Below are 23,017 nucleotides of genomic sequence, written 5' to 3'. Positions count from 1 at the left end.
CTGATGTACAACATTCCTACTAATTCGTGAATAATATAACACTTTAAACGAAAAAAGAAAACATATTTCTTTAAATGTGTTACGTTAATGTGAAAAATTAGCGAATTTATTTCAAAACTTATAGAAAAGAATATATTCCGAAAAGTCCGATAATGTCAAGGTTTTCTAGTTAAATCGGTTCCCTAGAACTTGACGCGGTTTACTGCCTTCAGGTGGTCCGACGACACCGCGTTGCTCCATTTGATCGACAATTCGGGCTGCACGCGAATACCCGATTCTAAATCGGCGCTGCAGTAAAGATACGGAAGCTGTTTGCATTTCCAGTACGAGCTGAACTGCATCGTCATACAAGTCATCCGTTTCATCCATCACATCAACAATCGGTTCATCTGTCGGAATCATCGCCTCCTCATATTGTGCTTTTTGCTGTTCAATAACACTGTTAATAATTCGTTCCACTTCATGATCACTTACAAATGCACCTTGCACACGGACTGGTTTGGATGCTCCTGCCGGTAAATACAGCATATCGCCGCGGCCAAGTAGTCGCTCTGCCCCACCCATATCCAAAATGGTGCGGGAATCGACTGCAGATGACACGGCAAATGCAATACGGGAAGGAATATTTGCTTTGATAATACCGGTAATAACATCAACAGACGGTCTTTGTGTCGCGATAATGAGGTGAATTCCTGCTGCACGCGCCATTTGGGCAAGCCGTGTAATCGCATCCTCCACTTCACTTGACGCAACCATCATTAAGTCCGCCAGCTCGTCGACAATTACAACAATGTAGGGAAGCTTCGGTTGTTTCTCCATAGCCTCTTCATTGCTTATATCGATATATTCGTTATATCCTTCAATATTCCTTGTACCGGAATGTGAAAATAGATCGTAGCGTCGTTCCATTTCCGACACAACTTTTTGTAAAGCCTGTGCCGCTTTACGCGGATCTGTTACAACCGGTGCCAGTAAATGCGGAATACCATTATATACACTTAGCTCCACCATTTTCGGATCGATCATCATCATTTTCACTTCACTTGGTTTTGCGCGCATTAATAGTGACACAATAATGCCATTGATACATACACTTTTACCGCTGCCGGTTGAACCAGCGACCAATAAATGGGGCATTTTGTTAAGTTCTGCCGCAATCGCCTGACCTGTTACATCGCGTCCCAAACTTACCAGCAATTTGGCCCCGACTTTCACCTGCTCATTTGCTTCAAGCACTTCACGTAATGTTACGACAGCTACTTCACTGTTCGGTACTTCAATCCCGACAGCCGACTTACCTGGAATCGGAGCTTCAATACGAATATCTTTTGCTGCTAGGGCAAGTGCCAAATCATCTTGAAGGCTGACAATTTTACTTACTTTTACACCAGTGTCCGGCATGACTTCATATTTTGTAACTGCAGGACCTAAATGAACCTGTGTCACTTTCGCTTTTACACCGAAGCTTAAAAACGTTTGTTCCAGTTTTTTTGCATTCATTTGAATGACCGAATATTCACCGCTTTGATCATGTTCTGGTGGTGGATTCAGTTGCTGCATGGAAGGTAAAATGTAAGTTTGGTCCGGTTCGGAAGTTACAGCCATGATCGGCTCACTTATTTTTTCTTCTACCTCAATTTCGCTACCCTTTTGCTTTTCCTGTTTTACCTGCTCCACAAAATTTGAAATGATCGGTTCATGATGTGGTGCTGGCGTTGCCGTTGTAATAATCAGGTCTTCCAAATCAGCCGCTTCCTCTTCTATAATCGGTTCGGTTTTAGAACGACGCTGCTTCTCTTTCGTTTCAGGTTGCGGCTTACTTCTTGTGCTGCGTTTCGTCCTTTTGAACTTTCCCTTAAGTTTCGGGGCTTTCTCCACTAATATTGGCACGAGCGCTTTTCCGGTAATTAAAATAATTCCGATTGCCAATAATACAAATGCGGCAATTTTAGCTCCCGAAGCATCAAATAAAACGTGGAACAGGCTGAATAATAATCCGCCGATCATCCCTCCGCCGAGCGCATTGCTGCGGTTTACGATTCCCTCCGTACTGATGAGAATTCTCCAAGTTTCCTTTAATACGGAATTGGACAACAATGTATTCGTTGCATGCATTTGTTCGAATAACAAACTATGACTGAAAATTGTCAAGCTTGCCCCAACAAACAGCACACCGTATACGACACGGGTATTGAATGCGACACCCCGACGTTTAACCATTAACATCCCTGCGATTAAAAAGCATAATAATGGAATGATAAAATGTAAATTGCCGAAGAAAAACATGGCAATTGAATGGAGCATTCGTCCAACAAGTCCGAACTCCAGAAATTCGATAATGGCTAATGCGATGAGCAGCAATCCGATAATTTCATATGCGAGCGGATGCATCTCTTCTTTTGTTTTTGGCTTTAGCGTCGGCTTTGCTTTTGCTTTTGACTTACTACTTTTCTTTTTATCCAATCGTTGTTCACCTACTTAAAAATTGTTCCATATTGTTAGACGCCAAAGTTGCAATATAGGCTTCCGAATTATGTTGATGTGTTATTTAAGCGTAAGCGATAACTTAGTTTGTGCTGAATTAAAATAGTTTTACCGCTATGTACCGAAAAATCAGTTTTTTTCACGTAATCTTCAGGTTTTACTGTCTTTATCCAGCTCTCGCTAATTTCAACTCTATAAAGAACATCTCGACTCCGGAAATTTAGTTAGAAAAAGGGCTTTCTCACGCTTAATGTAAGAAAACCCTTTTTGATTATTAGATAAGGGAGCAATGATATGTCTCCCCTTCAAATTAGTACTCCATAATGATTGGAATAATCATTGGACGACGTTTTGTTTTTTGGAATAAATATTGATTTAGTGTGTCGCGAATTTCTTGCTTAATGTTTGTCCATTCGAACGTTTCTTTGCCGACATATTTCTCGATCACTTCGCGTGCGATTTCAGATGCTTCTTCCATTAACTGTTCTGATTCACGAACGTAAACGAATCCGCGCGATAAAATTTCGGGACCTGAAGCAATTTTCTTCTGTGCACGATTTAATGTCACAACGACAATGAAGATACCATCTTGAGAAAGCAGTTTACGGTCGCGCAGTACGATATTCCCTACATCGCCTACACCGATTCCGTCGATCAGTACATTCCCTGCTTGTACACGACCTGTCATACGCACTTTGCCGTTTTTGTATTCAACAATATCGCCTTTATCTGCAATGAAGATTTGTGATTTTTGCAGACCTACTTGTTGTGCAAGTTTCGAGTGCGCAATTAACATGCGGTACTCCCCTTGAACCGGAATAAAGTATTTCGGCTTCATAAAGTTCAGCATCAGTTTTAAATCTTCGGCGCTGCCGTGACCTGAAACGTGAACTTTCTTGTTCGAAGTCATGACATGTGCGCCCGCTTTTGCCAATTGGTTCATCGTGTTATACATTTGCACTTCCATGCTTGGTGATGGTGTAAATGTAATCAGCACTGTATCTGTATTTCTGATTTTAATGTCACGGTGGTGTTTACGCACAATTTTATCTAGTGCATCAAGTGGTTCACCTTTGTTGCCCGTAGCCATAATAATAATTTCGTCATCATGATATTTATGAATTTCGTTTACTGGTACAAGTGTTGATTCATCGATTTCCAAGTAGCCTAGGTTCACACCGATATCGACCATTTTTTCTAACGATTTTCCGACTACTGCGACTTTACGGTGCGATGCGGCAGCTTGTCTAAACACTTGCTGAATACGAATAAAGTTAGATGCATATAATGCTACGATAATTCGACCTGGTGCCGAATGGAACGTTTTTTGCAATTCTTCTGCAATAACTGCTTCACTTGTTGTATAACCTGGGCGTTCTGCTTCCATTGATTCTGATAAAAGCATGAATACGCCTTCTTCACCGAGCATCGCCATCTTTGCCAAATCCGGCTTGAACTTGCCTGTTGCCGACTGGTCAAATTTAAATTCACCCGTGTGAACGATAGCCCCTTCAGAAGTATGGAACACGATACCTAATGAATCTGGAATACTATGTGTTGTATGGAAGAATGTCACATAAGTAGAATTGAAGTTCATGCGACTATTGCTCGATACTTCAAAGAATTTCACTTGGTAAGGTGCAGGCAATTCTTTTAAATGCTCCTTCGCCAATGCAATCGTTAACTTCGAACCGTATACCGGTGCTTTAATTTTCTTTAATACATACGCAATCGATCCAATTGCATCTTCATGTCCATGTGTTAGGAAAATACCTTTTACGCGATCTTTATTTTCCTCTAAATACGTGATATCTGGAATGACGATATCAATTCCAAGCATTTCGTCTTCTGGGAACATGAGCCCACTGTCTACTACGAAAAGCTCTTCATCGATTTCTATTACATACATTGATTTTCCGATTTCGCCAACTCCACCTAATGGAATGACACGGATTAGTTCATTTTTTGATTTTGTCACTTTATTTCCTCCTAAATTGTTCCGAACAGCAACCACTTAAAGTTCATTATACGGTGAGAATGACGTTAGTACAAATAAAAAAGTGATTTTCTTTTTTTACGTTATGCCGGGCAAATTAAAATCGCAGCCGTTTTACTTGGCGCGGAAATTTTAATCCTCAGTTTAAACTGTGTAATCCTCAGCTGGTGACGGATATTCCTCAAGCATTGACGCATTATCCTCAGTTAGTTATGAATAATTCTCAGTTCATCCTCTATAATCCTCATTTCGCTAAAATAAAAAAAACAGTCACCCGCTTCTCATCGGAAGGAGTGACTGTGTATGTGTTAGTTTACTTGTAATGCGCGGAAACCTTTTGCTTTTTCCTGATACGTATCCCAAATTTCATCAAATGCTGCCTTTTCTTCCGGTAGCATTTCCATCATTGGCATCCGTACATCAAGCGTATCAAAGCCTAGTTTTGTCATCGCATATTTAATTGGTGATGGATTTGGTTGTGCAAACAGCGCACGAACGAGCGGCAGTAATGCACGGTGAATTTTTGCAGCCTCCTGATGACGGCCTTCTTCAAATGCGCGAACCATTTGCTGCATATCTTTTCCTACAACATGTGAAGCGACAGAAATAATACCGCGACCGCCGATTGCAAGAAGTGGCAATGTTAACCCGTCATCACCTGAGTACACATGGAAATCCGAATCGACATTTTCAATGATGTCGCCCATCTGATCCAGGTTACCGCTTGCTTCTTTAATGCATGTAATATTCGGTACATCTTTGCTGATCGCAATCGTTGTTTCCGCTAAAATGTTGGCACCTGTACGACCAGGGACATTATATAGCATGACAGGAAGTTTCGTTTCTTTTGCGATTGTTTTAAAGTGGGCATACATGCCGCGCTGGTTTGGCTTATTATAATATGGAGTTACGAGCATGATTCCGTTTGCCCCATTTTCCTCTGCTTTATGAGTCATCATAATCGAGTAAGCTGTTTCGTTATCACCTGTACCTGCGATAACAGGGATGCGTCCTGCCACTTTTTCAACTGTAAAGCGCACGACCTCGATTTTTTCCTCAGTTGACATTGTCGGGTTTTCCGAAGTTGTTCCACAAGCAATAATTGAATCTGTACCATTTTCAATTAAATGATTAATGATACGTTCTAACTCAGGATAATTAATCGTACCGTCTTTTTTAAACGGTGTAATCATCGCTGTACCAATACGTCCGAAATCCATAACTAATAATCCTCCCCTTATAGTAAGTGATCCTCTAGCATAGCTTCTGCAATTTGAATTGAGTTGAGTGCAGCCCCTTTTAATAAATTATCTGACACAATCCATAAGTGGAATCCTTTTTTGTTGTCTAAATCTTGGCGAATACGTCCAACATATGTCGGTTCTTCATTTTCCGCAAAAATTGGCATCGGGTAAAGCTGTTCGCGAATGTCATCTTGCAGAACAATACCCGGCGCATCCGTTAATGCGTCAAAAATTTGCTGTACTGTTGCTTCTTGCTCAAGTTCGATATAAACCGATTCTGAGTGGCCGGAAACAACCGGAACACGTACACATGTTGCAGCGACTTTCAGCTCAGGTGCTTCCATAATTTTTTTCGTTTCATTGATCATTTTCATTTCTTCATATGTAAAGCCATTGTCCGTAAATTTATCGATTTGCGGAATGACGTTACGTGCGATTGGATAATGTTTTTTATCTGATTTTACCGGCAAAACTTTCGCTTCAACGTTTTTACCTGCATCCCACTGTGTACTTTGCTCACGCAGCTCTTCAATTGCTGCCACACCAGAACCGGATACCGCTTGATATGTCGATACGACAACTTTTGTTAGACCGAACTTTTCACGGATTGGCTGTAATGCTGCAACCATTTGAATTGTCGAACAGTTTGGATTTGCGATAATCCCTTTTGGAATCGTTTTTAATGCATGGCGATTTACTTCCGGTACAACAAGCGGTACCTCTGGATCCATACGGAAATGGCTTGTGTTATCAATCACAATCGCTCCACGCTTTGCTGCTTCAGGTGCCAATACTTCTGATACAGCCCCGCCTGCTGAAAATAATGCTAGATCGATCCCTTCAAAGCTTTCCGGTTTCGCTTCTTCTATCGTATAGTTTTCACCATTAAATTCAATTTGTTTTCCCGCTGAACGAGCAGAAGCTAAAAACTTGATAGATGCAATTGGAAATTTGCGCTCAATCAGCTTCTCCATCATTTTTGAACCAACAGCTCCTGTTGCCCCAACTACGGCAACATTCAATTTCTTTGTCATGTCTCATCTCTCCTAAAATTATCGGTATGTATATAATGTTGGATATTGTATCATATATTATTAGAATTGTGCGAGATAATTTGATTATTTAAAATATTGTATAAATATCGGTTGAATCTGTTTTTTATGAGCGAGCGTATATGCTACAGTATCGAGCATTTTTGTGAAATCCGCTATAAGCGACGTCGGTTTTTTAATTGGATCGTCCTGACCGAATGGAATGAAGAAAATGTTTTTCGCATTCATTAATTTCATTAAATTCATCCCGTTTAACCCAAGCGCATCATTCGTTGAAATACCAAGTACTACAGGTGAACCATTTCGGAGTGTTGCTTTTGCTGCCATCAGTACGGCACTGTCTGTTGCGGCATTCGCAAATTTACTGATGGAATTCCCTGTCATCGGCGCGATTACCATACAGTCTAACGGATTACTCGGCCCAAATGGCTCCGCTTCCGCAATGGAACTGACAACCTTTTCCCCAGAGAATTCTTCGATTTTCGCAATCCATTCTTCACCCGTTCCAAATCGTGTAGCAGCGTGTAATACAGAAGGCGTTATAATCGGTACAACGGTTGCACCGGCTTCACGAAATTGGGTAATTTTCGGTATGACATCTTCATACGTACAATGTGATGCGGTAATTCCTAAACCAATGCGTTTTCCCTCAAGCATTTGCTTCCTCCTTTCGTAAATCTAGTATCGTTTCGTATAACAAGTTTGCTGCAGCTTGCGGAAAGTATTTCCCAGGTAATGCAGGTAGCAGCTCATATTGAGATAATTTGATATCGTTCAAACATCCCGGGCTTGATGCGACATCATAAATCGGACGGACCATCCATGATTCAAAATCCTTTGTCAGCCATTTTGTCGGAATCGTATTAATCAGAAAATCCGCTTCCATATCATTTTTCTCATTTAATTCAATACCAGTATAGCCATATGCAAGGGCCTCGGCTTTTTGCGTTTCCGAACGAACGGCGATGATGACCTTTGCATTGAGACGTGTTAAAAACAGGGCAAGCATTTTTGCTACACGTCCAAACCCTGTAATCATAATTGTTTTATACTGCACATTTACTTTTTCTTTATACAGGTGCGCTAAAAAGCCCTCTGCAGTAAGTGCAGCATTTTTCCAGATGAATGTTTCATCTTCCAAATAATAATGCAAGCACTTGTTTTCAAGTATTTCTTTCCACTGATCTGTCAATTTCCCCGCAAAAAACTGTGCCTGTCGAATGCCTAGAAGCTCCTCCACTTGAATCGTTAAAGGGTGGATCGGCAACACAATTTCTGTCGGGTGCAGCTCCAACGCCACTTTGTTCAGCGCTTCATCCCAAACAGTCGTGTTTTTGTAATACACCGTGCGATCATTTGTCGATAATTGCTTCGCCAAAAACTTCATCCGCTCATCTGTCCCGATCACAAGCCAGCGTTCAGTCATCATAGGCATGCTTTAATGTCGATGTTGTTTTTTGAAATAATACCCGGTCTTCCCCAATTAAAATAATTTCACTCCAGGGAATGTATTTTACCATACCTGCCTTTTTCTTTTGGAAGGGCATTTTCACCATTTGTGCCGGCATTTCAAATCCGACAATCTTCCCTGTTTTGGCATCAAAAATACATTCCGTCTCGGCTAAAAATCCATATCGAACACCGTTTTCCATTTCGATCAGTTCTTTTTCAGCGAGCTCCGATAAAAGCATTGCATCCCTCCTCTTGTAAGAGCCTACATTACTATATGCATCAACTTTGGCAGAAGTGAAATGGTTCATCATTTAAGTTTGAAGGACCTACTCACAGGAAACGAGTCACACAGCACTCGGTCGGAAAAATAATGGTAGTAATTAATCTAATTTAAAAATCCCTCTGAAATTGTTTAATTTTTCAGTAGACATAATATGCCATATCTGTATATACTGTATATACACAGTTTGAACATGTGAGGTGAAACGATTGATAATCAAATTGAGCAATAATAGCGAAAAGCCTATTTATGAACAAATTACCGATCAGCTAAAACAGGCTATTTTGACAGGCACACTATTAACCGGTGATTCTCTACCTTCTATTAGGGCGTTGGCGAAAGAATTGAAAATCAGTGTGATGACAACGAAGCGGGCGTATGCCGATTTGGAACGGGACGGCTTTATCGTCACGATTGCCGGTAAAGGGAGCTATGTATCAGAGCGCAATCAGGATTTCCTGCGTGAAGAGCTGATCCGACAAATTGAAGTTCATTTCACAAAGGCTGTATCCATTGCCAAAACGGCAAATATGCCAAAAGAGGAACTGCATGACTTACTCGACTTACTATTGGAGGAATGATGATGAATGCAATCGAAGTAAAAAATGTTACGAAGCAATTCAAAAAATTTCGTTTAAATAATATTTCGTTCACTGTTGAGAGCGGGACCATTGCAGGCTTTATCGGGCAAAACGGTGCCGGGAAATCAACGACGATCAAACTGATGTTAAATTTGCTGAAAAAGATTGACGGCGACATTCTTTTATTCGGAAAAGATCATATCGAACATGAGGTGGAGCTAAAGGCGCAAATCGGGGTCGTGTTTGATGAACTGCATGTACCGGAAAGCTTTACCCCAAAGGAGCTCGATGTCCTGTACGGGAATGTGTATCCTACTTGGGACCGTCCTTATTTTGACGGGTTGCTGGAGCAGCTGGATGTACCGAAGTATGACAAGATTAAAACGATGTCAAAAGGAACGAAAATGAAGCTCGCTCTTTCACTGGCACTGGGACACCGGCCGAAGCTTTTGCTGCTTGATGAACCAACGAGCGGGCTTGACCCGATTGTGCGCGATGAAGTGCTAAGTATGCTTCAACACTTTATGGAACAAGAAGATCATGCCATTCTCTTTTCTTCGCATATAACAACGGATCTAGAAAAAATTGCGGATACGATTACATTTATCCATGAAGGCGAAATTTTGTTCAGTGAAAATAAAGATGACCTGCTGTACGGTTACGGGATTTGGAAAGGAACGTATGAGGAAGCGAAAGTGATACCGAACCATTCGATTATCGGCAAACGGGATTATGTATTTGGAATCGAGTACTTAGTCTTGCGTGAATTTGTAAATCCAATGATTGAATTGCAAAAACCGACGATTGATGATTTGATGTTGTTTTTCGTAAAGGGGCGAAAATAATGAAAAAAATGCTTCTTCATTATTACGAACAGGGGTTGGCTTCCTGGATTTTGTTTACACCACTTGTAGCATCTTTTTTTGCTCTTCCTTTATTATTTGAAGGTGCCGAAATGGCTGCATACTTAATACTGTCCATCAGTATTACAGCGCTATGTGCCGTCTATTTGGATCAACGTGAGAACCAGCTCATCATGACAAGTTTATTTCCGATTTCCAGAAAGACATTTTTCATTGTGGATCTCTCTTTTTTAGGTCGTTACACACTATATTATATCCTTTATACAATCGTAGCAACGACCGCTATTCAAACATTACTTGAAAAGCAGCTTGTTTTGCCTTCCGTCAGACAGCTATTAGTAAGCTTCGCCATCAGCTTTTTTATTATCGCTTTTTTCCTGCTGTTTCGTCGCAGCAAGTTTGGGCAAATGATAAACTTCTCTATATTTCTTATTCCATTAGGATTATCTCAACTACTCGTATTTTTAGGAAGCTTATCTACTTTTCAGAGTTTCAGTTTATTTATGAGTTTACTGATACTTCTCATCATCGCAGCAAGCATTACTTACTTTCGTGAATTCAGGAGGGACGTCCCATGATTGCACTGCTTAAAATGCATTTTTATTTATCAAGAAAGGTATTCATCACTGTTTTTTTATTCTTTTTAATCATGATCGGAATTCAGTGGGCGATCATTAAAGAAGTTAATTTAGGTTTTTTGACACTCTATTTTTTAGCTTTGTCGCCCGCATTAGGTGTTAGCTATTTACTTGAAAACCATTTTATAAACCGATTCCGTGTCATGCCGATTGACCCAAAGACTTTTGTGAAAAGTTTATTTATTTTCAGTTTGCTGCTTATGCTGATCATCACGGTTCCAATCGGGATTTATCAAACTTATTTATATTTAACTAATCAAATGGAAGGCATTGAACTTTCATTAATTTCAATCGTCTTTGCTGCTGGAATTGCTTCTATCGGCTCGATGCTGAAAAACTATTTAAGCAATCCGACAAAGGGTACGAAAAGCATATCAATTGGGACAATTATCGGTTATTTTTTTATCTTTACCTTTGTTCATTTACTGATCATGCTTATATTTAGTATGATGGACATTGAGCTCATAGGGGCACCGATTGTTCCAGTTTTAGGATTGATTGTTTATTACCGCTACTTTAAAACAGCCATCACAAAATTTAAAGCTGCCGAATTTTAAAAGGACAGCGCATGCTAACTACTAGCCCGCGCTGTCCTTTTGCGTTATTCGTTTTCCGGTCCGATAATCGCAATTGCCGGTTCGGATAATAAAATTTGTGTAATTAACTCATCGATCGTTTCCATCGAAATGGCATCGATTTTTGCCAATACTTCATCGACTGAACGGTGATTTTGGTGAATGAGTTCATTGACCCCGTTACGGTTCATAAAGTCTTCCGTACCTTCAAGCCCTAAAACGAAGCCGCCTTTTAATTGCTCCTTCGCATTTTCAAGCTCGGTTTCCGTTACCCCTCCTGCAACGAGGTCAAATAACGTCTGATCGATCTGCTGCTTTAATGAATCGAGGTTTTGTTTTGATGCCGACGCGTAAATCGTAAATGTTCCTACATCCTCATAGCTCGACTGGTAGCTGAATACAGAATACGCCAACCCGCGATCTTCTCGCACTTCCTGGAACAGGCGAGAGCTCATATTGCCACCGATTATATTATTCAACGCAATAAAGCTGTACATTTTCGGATCTTTTACCGCAATTGCAGGGAAAGAAATCGCAATATGCGCCTGTTCCGTATCACGCAATTTTTCAATTTCACCTGGTGTAAATGTCGGATAGGATGGTTTGGAAACAATCGATTTCGCACTTGCTTCATAGTTTCCGAATAATGCTTCCACTTTTTCCAGTAAACTCTCTTCAATATTACCGGCAATGGAGATGACAACATTTTGAGGGCCGTAATGTTTCGCCATATACGCACGGATCATCTCTTCATCAAATGTCGCCAATGTTTCCGGTGTCCCTAAAATCGGACGGCCTAGCGCATCATCCGGGAACATGACGCCCCATAATTTTTCATGGACATCATCTGCCGGATCGTCTTCGCTCATGTAGATTTCTTCAAGAACAACTTGCCGTTCTTTCTCGATATCTTCCTGCGCAAACAGCGAGTTAAAGAACATATCGGCCAGAATATCGATAGCCAGTTCCCCATGATGGTCCAGCACTTTCGCATAATAGCATGTATGTTCCTTCGATGTGAAGGCATTAATCTCTCCGCCGATGCGGTCGAATTCTTCCGCGATTTGACGGGCTGTACGGTTTTTCGTTCCTTTGAAAAGCATATGCTCGATGAAATGGGTAATCCCATTTTCTTCTTTTGTTTCGTAGCGTGAGCCCGCGTTGACCCAAATGCCGACCGATAAAGATCGGACATGTGGCATTTGCTCTGTCACAATGCGCACGCCATTTTTTGCTGTAATTACTTGTACCATAAATTTCTCCTTTATTTCGGCTAATAAACTATAAGTATTATTTAAAAATCTGTAATATTACAATTTTAAGCTTATTTTTGTAGTAAGGGTATGCTCCATTACGCATACCTCCTCTTACCATACTTCATCAAGTAATGGAAATCTCCAAACTTCAGCTTAACGTTATTTAAAAAAGAGGCTGTACAATAGTGTACAACCTCCCTTTTTATCTTGTTTGAAACGCTTGTTTCAATTATTTTCCTTGTTCTGCGCGCTCTTTTTCTTCTTTGATTACTACTTTACGTGATAAGTTTACGCGACCTTGTTTATCGATTTCGATACATTTGACAAGTAATTCATCACCTAGTTTTAATACGTCTTCTACTTCTTTCGTACGTTCTTCCTGAATTTCCGAAATGTGCAGTAAGCCGTCTTTACCTGGGAATATTTCACAGAATGCACCGAATTTTTCAATGCGTTTTACTGTTGCCATGTAGTACTCGCCTACTTTAGCTTCGCGTACGATTGATTCGATCATTTCTTTAGCACGGTTAATCATTGCTTCATCAGCTGAAGCGATGTAGATTGTACCATCTTGTTCTGTATCAATTTTAACGCCTGTTTCATCAATAATTTTATTGATGACTTTACCACCCGGTCCGATTACATCGCGGATTTTGTCAGGATTAATTTTGATTGAAACGATTTTTGGTGCGTATTGTGATAATGAAGTGCGAGACGCTGAAATCGTTGACATCATATGCTCTAAAATGTGCATACGGCCGATTTTCGCCTGTGTTAATGCTTCTTCTAAGATATCACGAGACAGACCATCGATTTTAATGTCCATTTGAAGTGCTGTTACACCTTTAGCTGTACCTGCCACTTTAAAGTCCATGTCGCCAAGGTGGTCTTCCATACCTTGGATATCTGATAATACTGTATAGTGCTCGCCTTTTTTAACAAGACCCATTGCAATACCTGCAACCGGTGCTTTAATTGGAACACCAGCAGCCATAAGTGCCATTGTTGATGCACAAATTGATGCTTGAGAAGTAGAACCGTTTGATTCCAATACTTCCGATACGCAACGGATTGCATACGGGAATTCCTCTTCTGTTGGCATTACCGCTAAAATCGCACGCTCACCTAATGCACCGTGACCAATTTCACGACGGCCTGGGCTACCGTAACGGCCTGTTTCCCCAACCGAGAATTGAGGGAAGTTGTAGTGGTGCATCCAGCGTTTTGACTCTTCAATACCTAGGCCGTCAATAATTTGAACGTCGCCTAAAGCACCTAAAGTACAAATTGATAACGCTTGCGTTTGTCCACGAGTAAATAATGCTGAACCGTGTGCACGTGGCAATAAATCTACTTCAGAAGAAAGTGGACGGATTTCATCTTGCTTACGACCATCCGGACGAACTTTATCTTCTGTAATTAAACGACGCACTTCATCTTTTACCATTTTATCTAAAATAGCATTCACTTGTTTCATCGTAGCTTCGTCAGCTTCCTGCGCTTCATAAGCTTCAATTACACGTGTTTTTACTGCTGTAATATTTTCTTGGCGTAATTGCTTGTCCACTGTTTGGATCGCTGTATTCATATCAGCTTCACATTCAGCTTTGATCGCTGCTGTTAAGTCTGCATCTAATTCATATAATGTTACTTCAAGTTTTTCTTTACCAACTTCAGCAACAATTTGCTCTTGGAAGGCAATTAACTTTTTAATTTCTTCATGACCGAACATGATCGCTTCAAGCATAATATCTTCAGTTACTTCTAAAGCACCTGCTTCTACCATGTTAACCGCGTCTTTGTTACCTGCTACTGTTAAGTGAACAGTCGATTTGGCAGATTGTTCTACAGTCGGGTTCACAACGAATTCACCGTCGATATATCCTACATGTACACCTGCAATCGGTCCGTCGAATGGGATATCAGAAATTGCTAATGATAATGAAGAACCAAACATTGCCGCTACATCAGCAGGGCAGTTTGAATCATTTGACATAACCATTAAAATTGATTGTACTTCGTTACGGAAACCATCCGGGAACATAGGACGGATTGGACGGTCAATTAGGCGAGAAGTTAATACTGCCGCTTCTGATGGACGTCCTTCACGTTTAATGAAACCACCAGGGATTTTACCTGCTGCATATAGACGTTCTTCAAAGTTTACTGTTAACGGGAAGAAATCTAATGCTTTTGGTTGTTTTGACATTGTTGCCGTAGCTAGAACTGCTGTTTCGCCGTAGCGGATCATTGCAGCACCATTTGCTTGTTTTGCCAGCTGTCCTACTTCTACTGTTAGTGGACGGCCTGCCCATTCATACGAAAAGACCTTTTTTTCGTTCATTAAATGAACCCCTTTCTTATTGAAACACTCTACGTATCATATTATGTACCATAGTTAGTGTATCAAAAAAGCGTTTTCTATGCTAAATTTTTTGATCTAAATATCGATAAATTTAATAAAATATTTTTGGCTTTCCAGCAATGGTTTAACTTCTTTCAACAGGCGTATTGACACCTGCTCAAAGAAGTTAAACATCGCACCATTGATTCGGAAAGCTTAATCTTTTCAAACATAATAAAAAGCGGGAAAAATCCCGCTTTTTATTATCAGATTAACGACGTATTAGCGACGTAATCCAAGTTTAGTAATTAATTCACGGTAACGAGCTACGTCGTTTTCACGTAAATATTTTAATAAATGACGACGTTTACCTACCATTTTAAGAAGACCACGTTGAGAGTGGAAATCTTTCTTGTGAGTAGCTAAGTGAGCGTTTAATGCGTTGATTTCTGCAGTTAATACAGCTACTTGTACTTCTGGAGAACCAGTGTCTGTTTCGTGTACGCGGTACTCAGCGATAATTTCGTTTTTACGTTCTTGTGTAATTGCCATTTTAAATGACCTCCTGATAATTAAGATATCCCCAATAGCACAGCAGTCGCTGGAGTTGCGAAAAGCCGAGCTAAGGTTCATACGAGAATTTCGTACTAGTGAATAGTACCATAATTGTTTATAGATGCGCAACTATTTAGCGTAGTTGCTCAAAATAGGCGATTGCTTGCTGTTTGTCCAATTCAATTTGCTCAATCAACGCTTCGATGCCGTTAAATTTCCGTTCGCTGCGAATGCGTTTATACCAACCTACAACGACCTCTTCACCGTAAATATTTTTATTGAAATTCAAAATATGCACTTCAATCGACAGCTGCTTTTCATCCGGATTGTTGAATGTCGGTTTATAGCCTACATTACAAACACCGTCATACCATTTATTTTGAACTGAAATTTTCACCGCATACACACCTGTTGCCGGTATGTAGCAGCCTTCCATCGCTTGGACATTCGCTGTCGGGAAGCCCATTGTCCGTCCGCGCTTATCTCCGTGCACGACGATTCCTGGCACTTCGAATGCGCGGCCTAATAGATTACGAGCCTGTTCCATATCTCCGTCCTGCAATGCTTTGCGAATGCGTGTAGAACTAATTTTTTCAACTTCATCCTGCTGCTTTTCGATTACCGTCACACCATACTTTCCGTTTGACAGTTGGTCCATCAGCTCCATATTGCCTTTGCCGTAAGCGCCAAACGAGAAATCAAAGCCTGCAGTTACATGCTGAACATTTAAATCTACGATAAAGTACTTAATGAATTCTTCAGGTGTAAGCTTCGCAAAATCTGACGTAAAGTTTACAACAAATACTGTATCGATATTCAATTTTTTAAAAGTATCTATTTTTTGTGAAAGTGGCGTAATGTAGAATACTTTTTCATTACGTCTACCTAATACAATCGATGGATGTGGATCAAAAGTCATCACGGCGCTTTTACTATTTAGCTGCTCAGCTTTTTGCTTTGCCACTTCAATAACTGCCTGATGTCCTTTATGTACCCCATCAAAAAATCCGATTGCTAATGAGTACGCCTCTTTTTCTATTTCCTGTGCTAATTGATGGGGGTATTTCAAATGAATAACGTTCATCTCGTGCCTCCTAATTAATTTCGGGAAACATCTTATCCGGCTTCATTTGCCCACTCTTTGTCGGATGGGCGATGTAAACCGCAAATGCTCGTCCCTCTACACCATATACAATTTTATCATGTTCCGTTAATAAAGTATGCATCGGGAGAACTTGCCCATTGAAAATTTGCTTTTCAATGTCTTCCGTAATTTCAACGTATGGATAGTCGGATAAGGCATATTCAACCGGCAACAGAAACTTCTCCTGCTCCCCGGCTTCCATCATTTCCGCGATTTCGGCCAATGTGAAGCAATTGTCTTTTGTGAATGTACCTGATGCTGTTCGTACTAATTCATGCATATGTGCCGGACAGCCTAGTGCTTCACCGATCTGAACAGCTAATGTACGGATATACGTCCCTTTAGAACATTTGATGCGAATAGAGAACGTCACTTCTTCCCCTTCGAACGTTTGTGCATCATCCAATAATTCCAGCTCATAAATCGTAATTTTACGTGTTGGGCGCTCGACTGTTTGACCAGCTCTTGCATATTCATACAGTCGTTTTCCGTTCACCTTTACAGCGGAAAACATCGGTGGCGTTTGTTCGATTTCACCTGTCAATGTTTGAAGTGCGTGTAAAATTTCTTCACGTGTAAACGATTTGAAATCTGTATTTTGCTCGACCGTTTCACCTTCTGCATCTTCTGTTGTTGTCGTGCGTCCAATCGATACGACTGCCACATACGTTTTGCCGGCATCTGTTAAATATTCGGCAATGCGTGTTGCCTGCCCGATACAGATCGGCAGTACGCCTTCTACACCCGGATCAAGTGTCCCGGTATGGCCTACTTTTTTCGTCTTTAATATTTTTCGTAATTTAAACACACAGTCATGACTAGTCATGCCGCGCTCTTTCCATAATGGCAAAATACCGTTCATTGTTTTGCTCCTTTATTCGAAATGAGGATTTCGAGATTTAATTAATTTATTATTATAAGTTAAGTTCAAAAGTTGGTACTTTTCATATGGGCCGTTCTGCTGCGCTACGGGGGGACGCTTTCCTGGGGGCGTGGCTTCAACTAACTTGATGTATGCCTCTACGGCGGCATACATCAAGTGGATTTTCCGCGCACGCTAATCCCCTAGGAGTCGCCCCCTTCGCTTCGCGTCACTCTACTTTAATATAAAATATGTTTCCTTAACAAAACTTCTGTATTTAACAATTCCGTTAAAGAATTTTCAAAAGCAAAAAAGTCTGCCCGCATAGTTATGCAGTGCAGACTTCTTAGTTTTATTTCTCTTCGTGTAAACCACGTAGTAATGCATCGATTTTGTTACCGTATTCGATTGCTGTATCGAATTCGAATGCCAGTTCAGGCGTACGGCGTAAGCGGATACGTGAACCAACTTCCGAACGGATGAAACCGGATGCTTTTTCCAACGCTTGCAATGTTTCCGCACGTTCGCGGTCATTGCCTAACGATGTAATATAAACAGTTGCTTGCTGTAAGTCTCCTGTTACTGCTACATCTGTAACCGTAACGAAGCCTACACGCGGATCTTTGATTTTGCGCGCAATGATTTCAGTAATTTCTTTTTTCATTTGCTCAGCAACTCGATTGGAACGTAGAGACATAAATGTCACCTCATTTAAATTGCGTAATTAATAGTACATTTGCCACAAATCGTGGGCTTTATAAATATTCACGATAGAAATCCAGCTGTTCCCATTGCGGATTTGACTGCAGATAATGGATCGCCCGCATTAGCTCGCGTTCAGCCGCTTCTTTGGAAGAAGCAACTGCGACAAGCGCAAGCTTCGTACGCTGCCATACATCCTGATGATCAATTTCAGCAACGGAAACATTGAATTTTTGTTTCGTACGCGTCACCATCCGCTGAAGGACGGCGCGCTTTTCTTTTAATGAGTGGGCAGTCTGAATCATGAATTCAACTTCTGCGTATACAATCATTATTTACGAACGATTTCTTCCATTACGAAGGCTTCGATAATGTCGCCTTCTTTAATGTCGTTGTAGTTTTTGATCGTAATACCACACTCATACCCTTTTGCAACTTCTTTTGCATCATCTTTGAAGCGTTTTAGTGAATCTAGTTCACCTTCGAACACAACAACGTTTTCGCGGATAACACGTACTCCGGCATCGCGAACGATTTTACCTTCAATAACGTATGAACCAGCGATCGTACCAACTTTAGATACTTTAATTGTTTGACGAACTTCCGCTTGACCAACGATTTTCTCTTCGAACTCAGGATCAAGCATCCCTTTCATCGCGTGTTCGATTTCTTCGATTACTTTATAGATGATACGGTGCAGACGAATATCTACGCCTTCTTCATCAGCAGCACGTTTAGCATTTGTGTCCGGACGTACGTTGAATCCGATAACGATTGCATTTGATGCAGCAGCAAGAGAAATATCTGATTCTGTAATCGCACCCGCACCAGTGTGGATAATTTTAACATTAACACCTTCAACATCAATTTTCATTAATGACGAAGCCATTGCTTCCACTGTACCTTGTACGTCTGCTTTTACGATTAAGTTTAACTCTTTCATTTCGCCTTGGCTCATTTGTTCAAATAAGTTATCAAGAGTTACACGTTGTTTTTCTGAACGTGACGCTTGGATAGCTGTCATTGAACGAGATTCACCAACTTGACGAGCTGTTTTCTCATCTTGGAATACTACGAAACGGTCGCCCGCTTGTGGTACTTCGTTTAAGCCTGTAATTTCAATCGGCATAGAAGGACCAGCTGTTTTAATACGACGGCCAAGATCATTGACCATTGCACGTACACGACCATATGCATGACCGACTACGATTGGATCACCAACACGTAATGTACCATCCTGAACTAAAAGTGTTGCAACTGCTCCACGACCTTTATCAAGCTGTGCTTCAATAACTGTACCGATTGCTGAGCGGGTTGGGTTCGCTTTTAATTCGCCTACTTCGGAAACTAATAAAATCATTTCTAGAAGCTGGTCAATACCTTCACCTTTTAGTGCTGAAATTGGTACGAAGATTGTATCTCCACCCCATGCTTCAGGAACTAATCCGTGCTCTGTTAATTCTTGTTGTACACGGTCCGGATTGGCAGATGGTTTATCCATTTTGTTGATTGCTACAATAATTGGTACTTCTGCAGCTTTTGCGTGGTTGATCGCTTCAACTGTTTGAGGCATTACACCGTCATCCGCTGCTACTACGATAATTGCGATATCTGTAATTGATGCACCGCGCGCACGCATTGTTGTGAATGCCGCGTGTCCAGGAGTATCAAGGAATGAAATTTTCTTTCCGTTAACTTCTACTTGGTATGCACCGATATGCTGTGTAATACCGCCTGCTTCACCCGCAGTAACTTTCGTTTTACGGATTGAGTCAAGCAATGAAGTTTTACCATGGTCAACGTGTCCCATGATTGTTACAACTGGTGGACGTTCTTCCAATGCGTTTTCGTCAACTTCCACGATTGTATCATCGAAGTACGTATCTAAATCTGTTTTGTCGATACGGATTTCTTCTTCAACTTCTACCCCGTAGTCTGCACAGATTAGCTCGATTGCATCCTTATCAAGTTCTTGGTTAATTGTTGCCATTACACCAAGCATGAATAATTTTTTAATAATTTCCGATGGCTCACGGTGTAATTTTTTTGCAAGTTCTGCAACTGATAAACTTTCATAGAAAGTAATTTTTTCAGGTAATTCTTTTTGCACCATTGGTTGTGGTGCAGGACGGTGCGTACGACGTTTACCACCATTGATACCTGGTTTTCTACGTTGTTGATAGCCGCCTTTATTTTGTGTGTTACCACCTTTATTTGGCGTGTTACCGCCTCTATTTGGCGTGTTACCGCCGCCTTTATTATTACTAGTGTTTTGTGTTGTGCCGCCTTTGCGGTTGTTAGAGTTATTTTGAGTCATATTTCGATTTTGGTTACCTTTTTCATTTCTTATTTTTTCGCCTTGTTGCGATTTTGTTTGCCCTTGGGCGTTTGAAGCTTTGTTCGGTTGTTGGTTATTCGAAGCAGATTGTGGACGATCCTGCTTTTGACCTTGCTGCACTTTTTTCTGCCCTTGTTCACCGCGTCTCGGTGTTACATTTACAGCTTTGGCAGGTGTCTTTGCAGGAGAATCTTTCGTTGGTTCCACTGCTTGCTTAAAGACAGAATTTAGTTTTGAGACCGCCTGCTCATCAATTACCGCCATGTGATTTTTCACCGGCAGATTATGTTTTGCAAGTTCCTCAATAACTTCCTTACTTGTTTTATTTACCTTTTTCGCATATTCATGAACTCTTACTTTGCTCATCTGCTCACCCCCGATTAATTTTCGTTGAGTAGACTAGACATTTTTTTAGCAAATCCGCTATCTGTAATAGCAATCGCTACACGGGCTTCCTTCCCGGTAGCATGTCCAAGATCATATCGATCCCCGAAAACATAATACTCAACATTATAAAACGTACATTTATCCTGAATCTTTTTGCTCGTATTTGCCGAAGCATCTGAAGCTAAAAAGACAAGCTTAGCTTTGCCGCTGCGAATTTCCTTTACGACAAGCTCTTCTCCGGATATTGTTTTTCGTGCACGTGCTGCTAAACCTAATAGCTGTAGCAATGCAGGGTTTGTCATAAAATCGACTCCCTGCGGATTAGCGTTAGCAACTCCTCATACACCTCATCCGGCACTTTTGCATCAAGCTGGCGATCTAAAATATTCTTTTTACGCGCCATTTCAACAGCATCTTCCGTTTTAGAAACATATGCTCCACGACCGGATTTTTTTCCTGTAATATCAACAGTCACTTCGCCCTCTTTAGAACGAACGACGCGAATCATTGATTTTTTCGGAAGCATCTCGCCTGTTGCAACACATTTGCGTAAAGGAATTTTTTTATTAACGACCATATTGCTTACCCTCCTTGCAAAATCATTCCAAATGACGGCTTATTCTTCGTCATCACCGTATAAATCAAATTTTACTTCTTCTGCATCTTCACGTGGAACGAATGTGCTCGTTTCAGAAGGATAGATTCCTAATTCGCGTGCATCTGTTTCACTCTTGATGTCGATTTTCCAGCCCGTTAATTTTGCTGCTAAACGAGCATTTTGTCCGCGCTTACCAATCGCTAGTGATAATTGATAATCCGGTACGACAACTGTTGTTGACTTTTCTTCTTCATTTACTTGAACGTCCAGAACTTTTGAAGGACTTAGTGCATTTGCAACGAATACAACCGGATCTTCTGACCATTCTACGATATCAATTTTCTCACCGTTTAATTCGTTTACAATTGTCTGCACACGGGCACCTTTAGCTCCGACACATGAACCTACTGGATCTACTTCTTCATTATGTGCATATACAGAGATTTTTGAACGGTCTCCCGCTTCACGCGCGATTGATTTAATTTCAACTGTGCCATCATAAATTTCCGGAACTTCCATTTCAAATAGGCGGCGCAATAATCCAGGATGAGTACGAGATACAATTACTTGTGGACCACGTGTTGTGCGTTCAACTTTTGTAATGTAAACACGGATGCGAGATGTTGGCTTGTAAACTTCACCTTGAATTTGTTCGTTAACAGGTAATGCCGCTTCCACTTTACCGATTGACACATAAATATTACGTGCATCTTGACGCTCGATTACGCCTGTTACGATGTCATCTTCACGGTCTACATACTCTTCATAAATTAAACCGCGCTCTGCTTCACGAACACGTTGCGTCACAACTTGCTTAGCCGTCTGTGCCGCGATACGTCCGAAGTTACGTGGTGTTACTTCTTCTTCTACGACGTCACCAATTTCATAAGCTGCATTAATAAACTTCGCGTCTTCCAAAGCGATTTCCAGACGATCGTCTTCTACTTCTTCTACTACGTCTTTACGAGAATAAACAACCATTGAACCTGTTTGTAGGTTAAGATCCACGCGAACGTTTTGCGCTTGGTTGAAGTTACGTTTGTACGCCGTTACTAAAGCCGCCTCAATCGCCTCAATTAATACATCTCTTGAAATACCTTTCTGCTCTTCAAGGGCAGTTAGGGCATCTAGTAATTCACTACTCATTTTTGTTTTCACTCCTAAATTTGCTTATCTGAAAAATCGATAGCAAGACGCGCTTGCGCAATTTTTTCTTTTTCAATTTGTACTGTAACTTTACGTGTTTTAATACGGAATTCCATTTCTAAAAATTCATCTGTATATGCGCGTAAATAACCATAGAATTCTTTTAAATCCTTAACTGGCTCATAAGTTTTCACATAAATATATTTGCCGATTGCTTTTTCAAAGTCCTGTTGTTTCTTTAACGGACGTTCTGCTCCTGGTGAAGAAACCTCTAAGTAGTAGTTTTGCTCGATTGGATCATTTTCATCCAATTTCTCGCTTAAACGCTCACTCACTTGTGCACATTGTAAAATATCAATGCCGCCTTCTGGTGTGTCAACATAAATACGCAGGAACCAGTCGCGTCCTTCTTTTACGAACTCGATATCAACTAATTCCAAATCAAGCTCTTCCACAATCGGTGTCACTAGCTCTTCAATGATCGACGTAACTTTGCTCATCGTATCCTCCCTAACGTCTT

23 protein-coding genes are annotated in these 23,017 nt (G+C 40.8%); 4 read left to right on the top strand and 19 right to left on the bottom strand.

Annotated elements, in window-relative coordinates; translation table 11 throughout:
* Nucleotides 1–165 precede the first annotated feature (165 nt).
* From MKY07_RS05225 to MKY07_RS05195, 7 genes are all read right to left on the bottom strand, one after another.
* A complete protein-coding gene (locus MKY07_RS05225; RefSeq protein ID WP_339263997.1) occupies nt 166–2,463 on the bottom strand; it encodes a DNA translocase FtsK in 2,298 nt (765 codons plus the stop codon).
* Between the two features lie 331 nt (nt 2,464–2,794).
* A complete protein-coding gene (locus MKY07_RS05220; RefSeq protein WP_008403216.1) occupies nt 2,795–4,462 on the bottom strand; it encodes a ribonuclease J in 1,668 nt (555 codons plus the stop codon).
* A gap of 326 nt (nt 4,463–4,788) precedes the next feature.
* On the bottom strand, nt 4,789–5,700 hold the full coding sequence (dapA, locus tag MKY07_RS05215; protein ID WP_008403217.1) for a 4-hydroxy-tetrahydrodipicolinate synthase: 912 nt from the start codon (nt 5,698–5,700) through the stop codon (nt 4,789–4,791).
* 17 nt (nt 5,701–5,717) lie between these two features.
* Nucleotides 5,718–6,758 (bottom strand): aspartate-semialdehyde dehydrogenase, encoded by a 1,041-nt coding sequence (locus MKY07_RS05210; protein WP_339263996.1) that lies wholly within the window; start codon nt 6,756–6,758, stop codon nt 5,718–5,720.
* A gap of 84 nt (nt 6,759–6,842) precedes the next feature.
* Complete coding sequence (locus MKY07_RS05205; RefSeq protein WP_008403219.1) at nt 6,843–7,433, bottom strand: dipicolinate synthase subunit B; 591 nt, start codon at nt 7,431–7,433, stop codon at nt 6,843–6,845.
* The gene (locus MKY07_RS05200) at nt 7,426–8,202 is read right to left on the bottom strand and encodes an NAD(P)-dependent oxidoreductase (RefSeq protein WP_014824458.1); all 777 of its coding nucleotides are present in this window, start codon (nt 8,200–8,202) and stop codon (nt 7,426–7,428) included. The genes MKY07_RS05205 and MKY07_RS05200 overlap by 8 nt, the downstream gene beginning before the upstream one ends.
* Nucleotides 8,195–8,467 (bottom strand): YlmC/YmxH family sporulation protein, encoded by a 273-nt coding sequence (locus tag MKY07_RS05195; protein WP_008403221.1) that lies wholly within the window; start codon nt 8,465–8,467, stop codon nt 8,195–8,197. Before MKY07_RS05195 ends, MKY07_RS05200 begins: the two co-directional genes overlap by 8 nt.
* Nucleotides 8,468–8,717: 250 nt before the next feature.
* Here MKY07_RS05195 and MKY07_RS05190 point away from each other — a divergent pair, with 250 nt between their 5' ends.
* The 4 genes from MKY07_RS05190 to MKY07_RS05175 are packed head-to-tail and all read left to right on the top strand — an operon-like array spanning nt 8,718 to nt 11,147.
* A complete protein-coding gene (locus MKY07_RS05190; protein ID WP_065216400.1) occupies nt 8,718–9,089 on the top strand; it encodes a GntR family transcriptional regulator in 372 nt (123 codons plus the stop codon).
* Between the two features lie 2 nt (nt 9,090–9,091).
* Nucleotides 9,092–9,934 carry an ABC transporter ATP-binding protein gene (locus MKY07_RS05185; protein WP_339263995.1) on the top strand — a complete coding sequence of 281 codons (843 nt, stop codon included), beginning with the start codon at nt 9,092–9,094 and terminating at the stop codon, nt 9,932–9,934.
* Entirely contained in the window at nt 9,934–10,530 is a 597-nt protein-coding gene (locus MKY07_RS05180) for an ATPase (RefSeq protein ID WP_339263994.1), read from the top strand. Before MKY07_RS05185 ends, MKY07_RS05180 begins: the two co-directional genes overlap by 1 nt.
* Nucleotides 10,527–11,147, top strand: a complete 621-nt coding sequence (locus MKY07_RS05175; protein ID WP_339263993.1) for a hypothetical protein — start codon at nt 10,527–10,529, stop codon at nt 11,145–11,147. Before MKY07_RS05180 ends, MKY07_RS05175 begins: the two co-directional genes overlap by 4 nt.
* A gap of 44 nt (nt 11,148–11,191) precedes the next feature.
* Here the strand turns inward: MKY07_RS05175 and MKY07_RS05170 are convergent, their stop codons facing one another.
* The 12 genes from MKY07_RS05170 to rimP all read right to left on the bottom strand — a co-directional run bounded on the left by MKY07_RS05170 (nt 11,192) and on the right by rimP (nt 22,997).
* Nucleotides 11,192–12,418: a pitrilysin family protein gene (locus MKY07_RS05170; protein WP_339263992.1), complete on the bottom strand. Its 1,227-nt coding sequence runs from the start codon at nt 12,416–12,418 to the stop codon at nt 11,192–11,194.
* Nucleotides 12,419–12,650: 232 nt separating this feature from the next.
* Nucleotides 12,651–14,765 carry a polyribonucleotide nucleotidyltransferase gene (gene pnp / locus MKY07_RS05165; protein ID WP_065216404.1) on the bottom strand — a complete coding sequence of 705 codons (2,115 nt, stop codon included), beginning with the start codon at nt 14,763–14,765 and terminating at the stop codon, nt 12,651–12,653.
* A gap of 282 nt (nt 14,766–15,047) precedes the next feature.
* A complete protein-coding gene (gene rpsO / locus MKY07_RS05160; protein ID WP_008403229.1) occupies nt 15,048–15,317 on the bottom strand; it encodes a 30S ribosomal protein S15 in 270 nt (89 codons plus the stop codon).
* A 136-nt stretch (nt 15,318–15,453) separates the two neighbouring features.
* Nucleotides 15,454–16,404, bottom strand: a complete 951-nt coding sequence (gene ribF / locus MKY07_RS05155; RefSeq protein WP_014824464.1) for a riboflavin biosynthesis protein RibF — start codon at nt 16,402–16,404, stop codon at nt 15,454–15,456.
* Nucleotides 16,405–16,414: 10 nt separating this feature from the next.
* Nucleotides 16,415–17,326, bottom strand: coding sequence for a tRNA pseudouridine(55) synthase TruB (gene truB / locus MKY07_RS05150; RefSeq protein WP_339263991.1), 912 nt, complete (start codon nt 17,324–17,326; stop codon nt 16,415–16,417).
* Between the two features lie 352 nt (nt 17,327–17,678).
* Nucleotides 17,679–18,023: a 30S ribosome-binding factor RbfA gene (gene rbfA, locus MKY07_RS05145; protein ID WP_008403233.1), complete on the bottom strand. Its 345-nt coding sequence runs from the start codon at nt 18,021–18,023 to the stop codon at nt 17,679–17,681.
* Nucleotides 18,024–18,081: 58 nt separating this feature from the next.
* Nucleotides 18,082–18,360 (bottom strand): DUF503 domain-containing protein, encoded by a 279-nt coding sequence (locus MKY07_RS05140; RefSeq protein WP_008403234.1) that lies wholly within the window; start codon nt 18,358–18,360, stop codon nt 18,082–18,084.
* Nucleotides 18,360–20,732, bottom strand: a complete 2,373-nt coding sequence (gene infB / locus MKY07_RS05135; RefSeq protein WP_008403235.1) for a translation initiation factor IF-2 — start codon at nt 20,730–20,732, stop codon at nt 18,360–18,362. The genes MKY07_RS05140 and infB overlap by 1 nt, the downstream gene beginning before the upstream one ends.
* A gap of 14 nt (nt 20,733–20,746) precedes the next feature.
* Entirely contained in the window at nt 20,747–21,055 is a 309-nt protein-coding gene (locus tag MKY07_RS05130) for a YlxQ family RNA-binding protein (RefSeq protein WP_014824466.1), read from the bottom strand.
* Nucleotides 21,052–21,330 (bottom strand): DUF448 domain-containing protein, encoded by a 279-nt coding sequence (locus MKY07_RS05125; RefSeq protein WP_008403237.1) that lies wholly within the window; start codon nt 21,328–21,330, stop codon nt 21,052–21,054. The genes MKY07_RS05130 and MKY07_RS05125 overlap by 4 nt, the downstream gene beginning before the upstream one ends.
* Before the next feature lie 39 nt (nt 21,331–21,369).
* Nucleotides 21,370–22,497, bottom strand: coding sequence for a transcription termination factor NusA (gene nusA, locus MKY07_RS05120; protein ID WP_008403238.1), 1,128 nt, complete (start codon nt 22,495–22,497; stop codon nt 21,370–21,372).
* Nucleotides 22,498–22,511: 14 nt separating this feature from the next.
* Nucleotides 22,512–22,997, bottom strand: coding sequence for a ribosome maturation factor RimP (rimP, locus tag MKY07_RS05115; RefSeq protein WP_008403239.1), 486 nt, complete (start codon nt 22,995–22,997; stop codon nt 22,512–22,514).
* Nucleotides 22,998–23,017 lie beyond the last annotated feature (20 nt).

It is taken from the genome of Solibacillus sp. FSL W7-1472, from assembly GCF_037969775.1.
GTDB lineage: Bacteria > Bacillota > Bacilli > Bacillales_A > Planococcaceae > Solibacillus > Solibacillus silvestris.
Note: the sequence above shows the minus strand (reverse complement) of the source record. Positions and strands in the feature narration are given on the sequence as shown.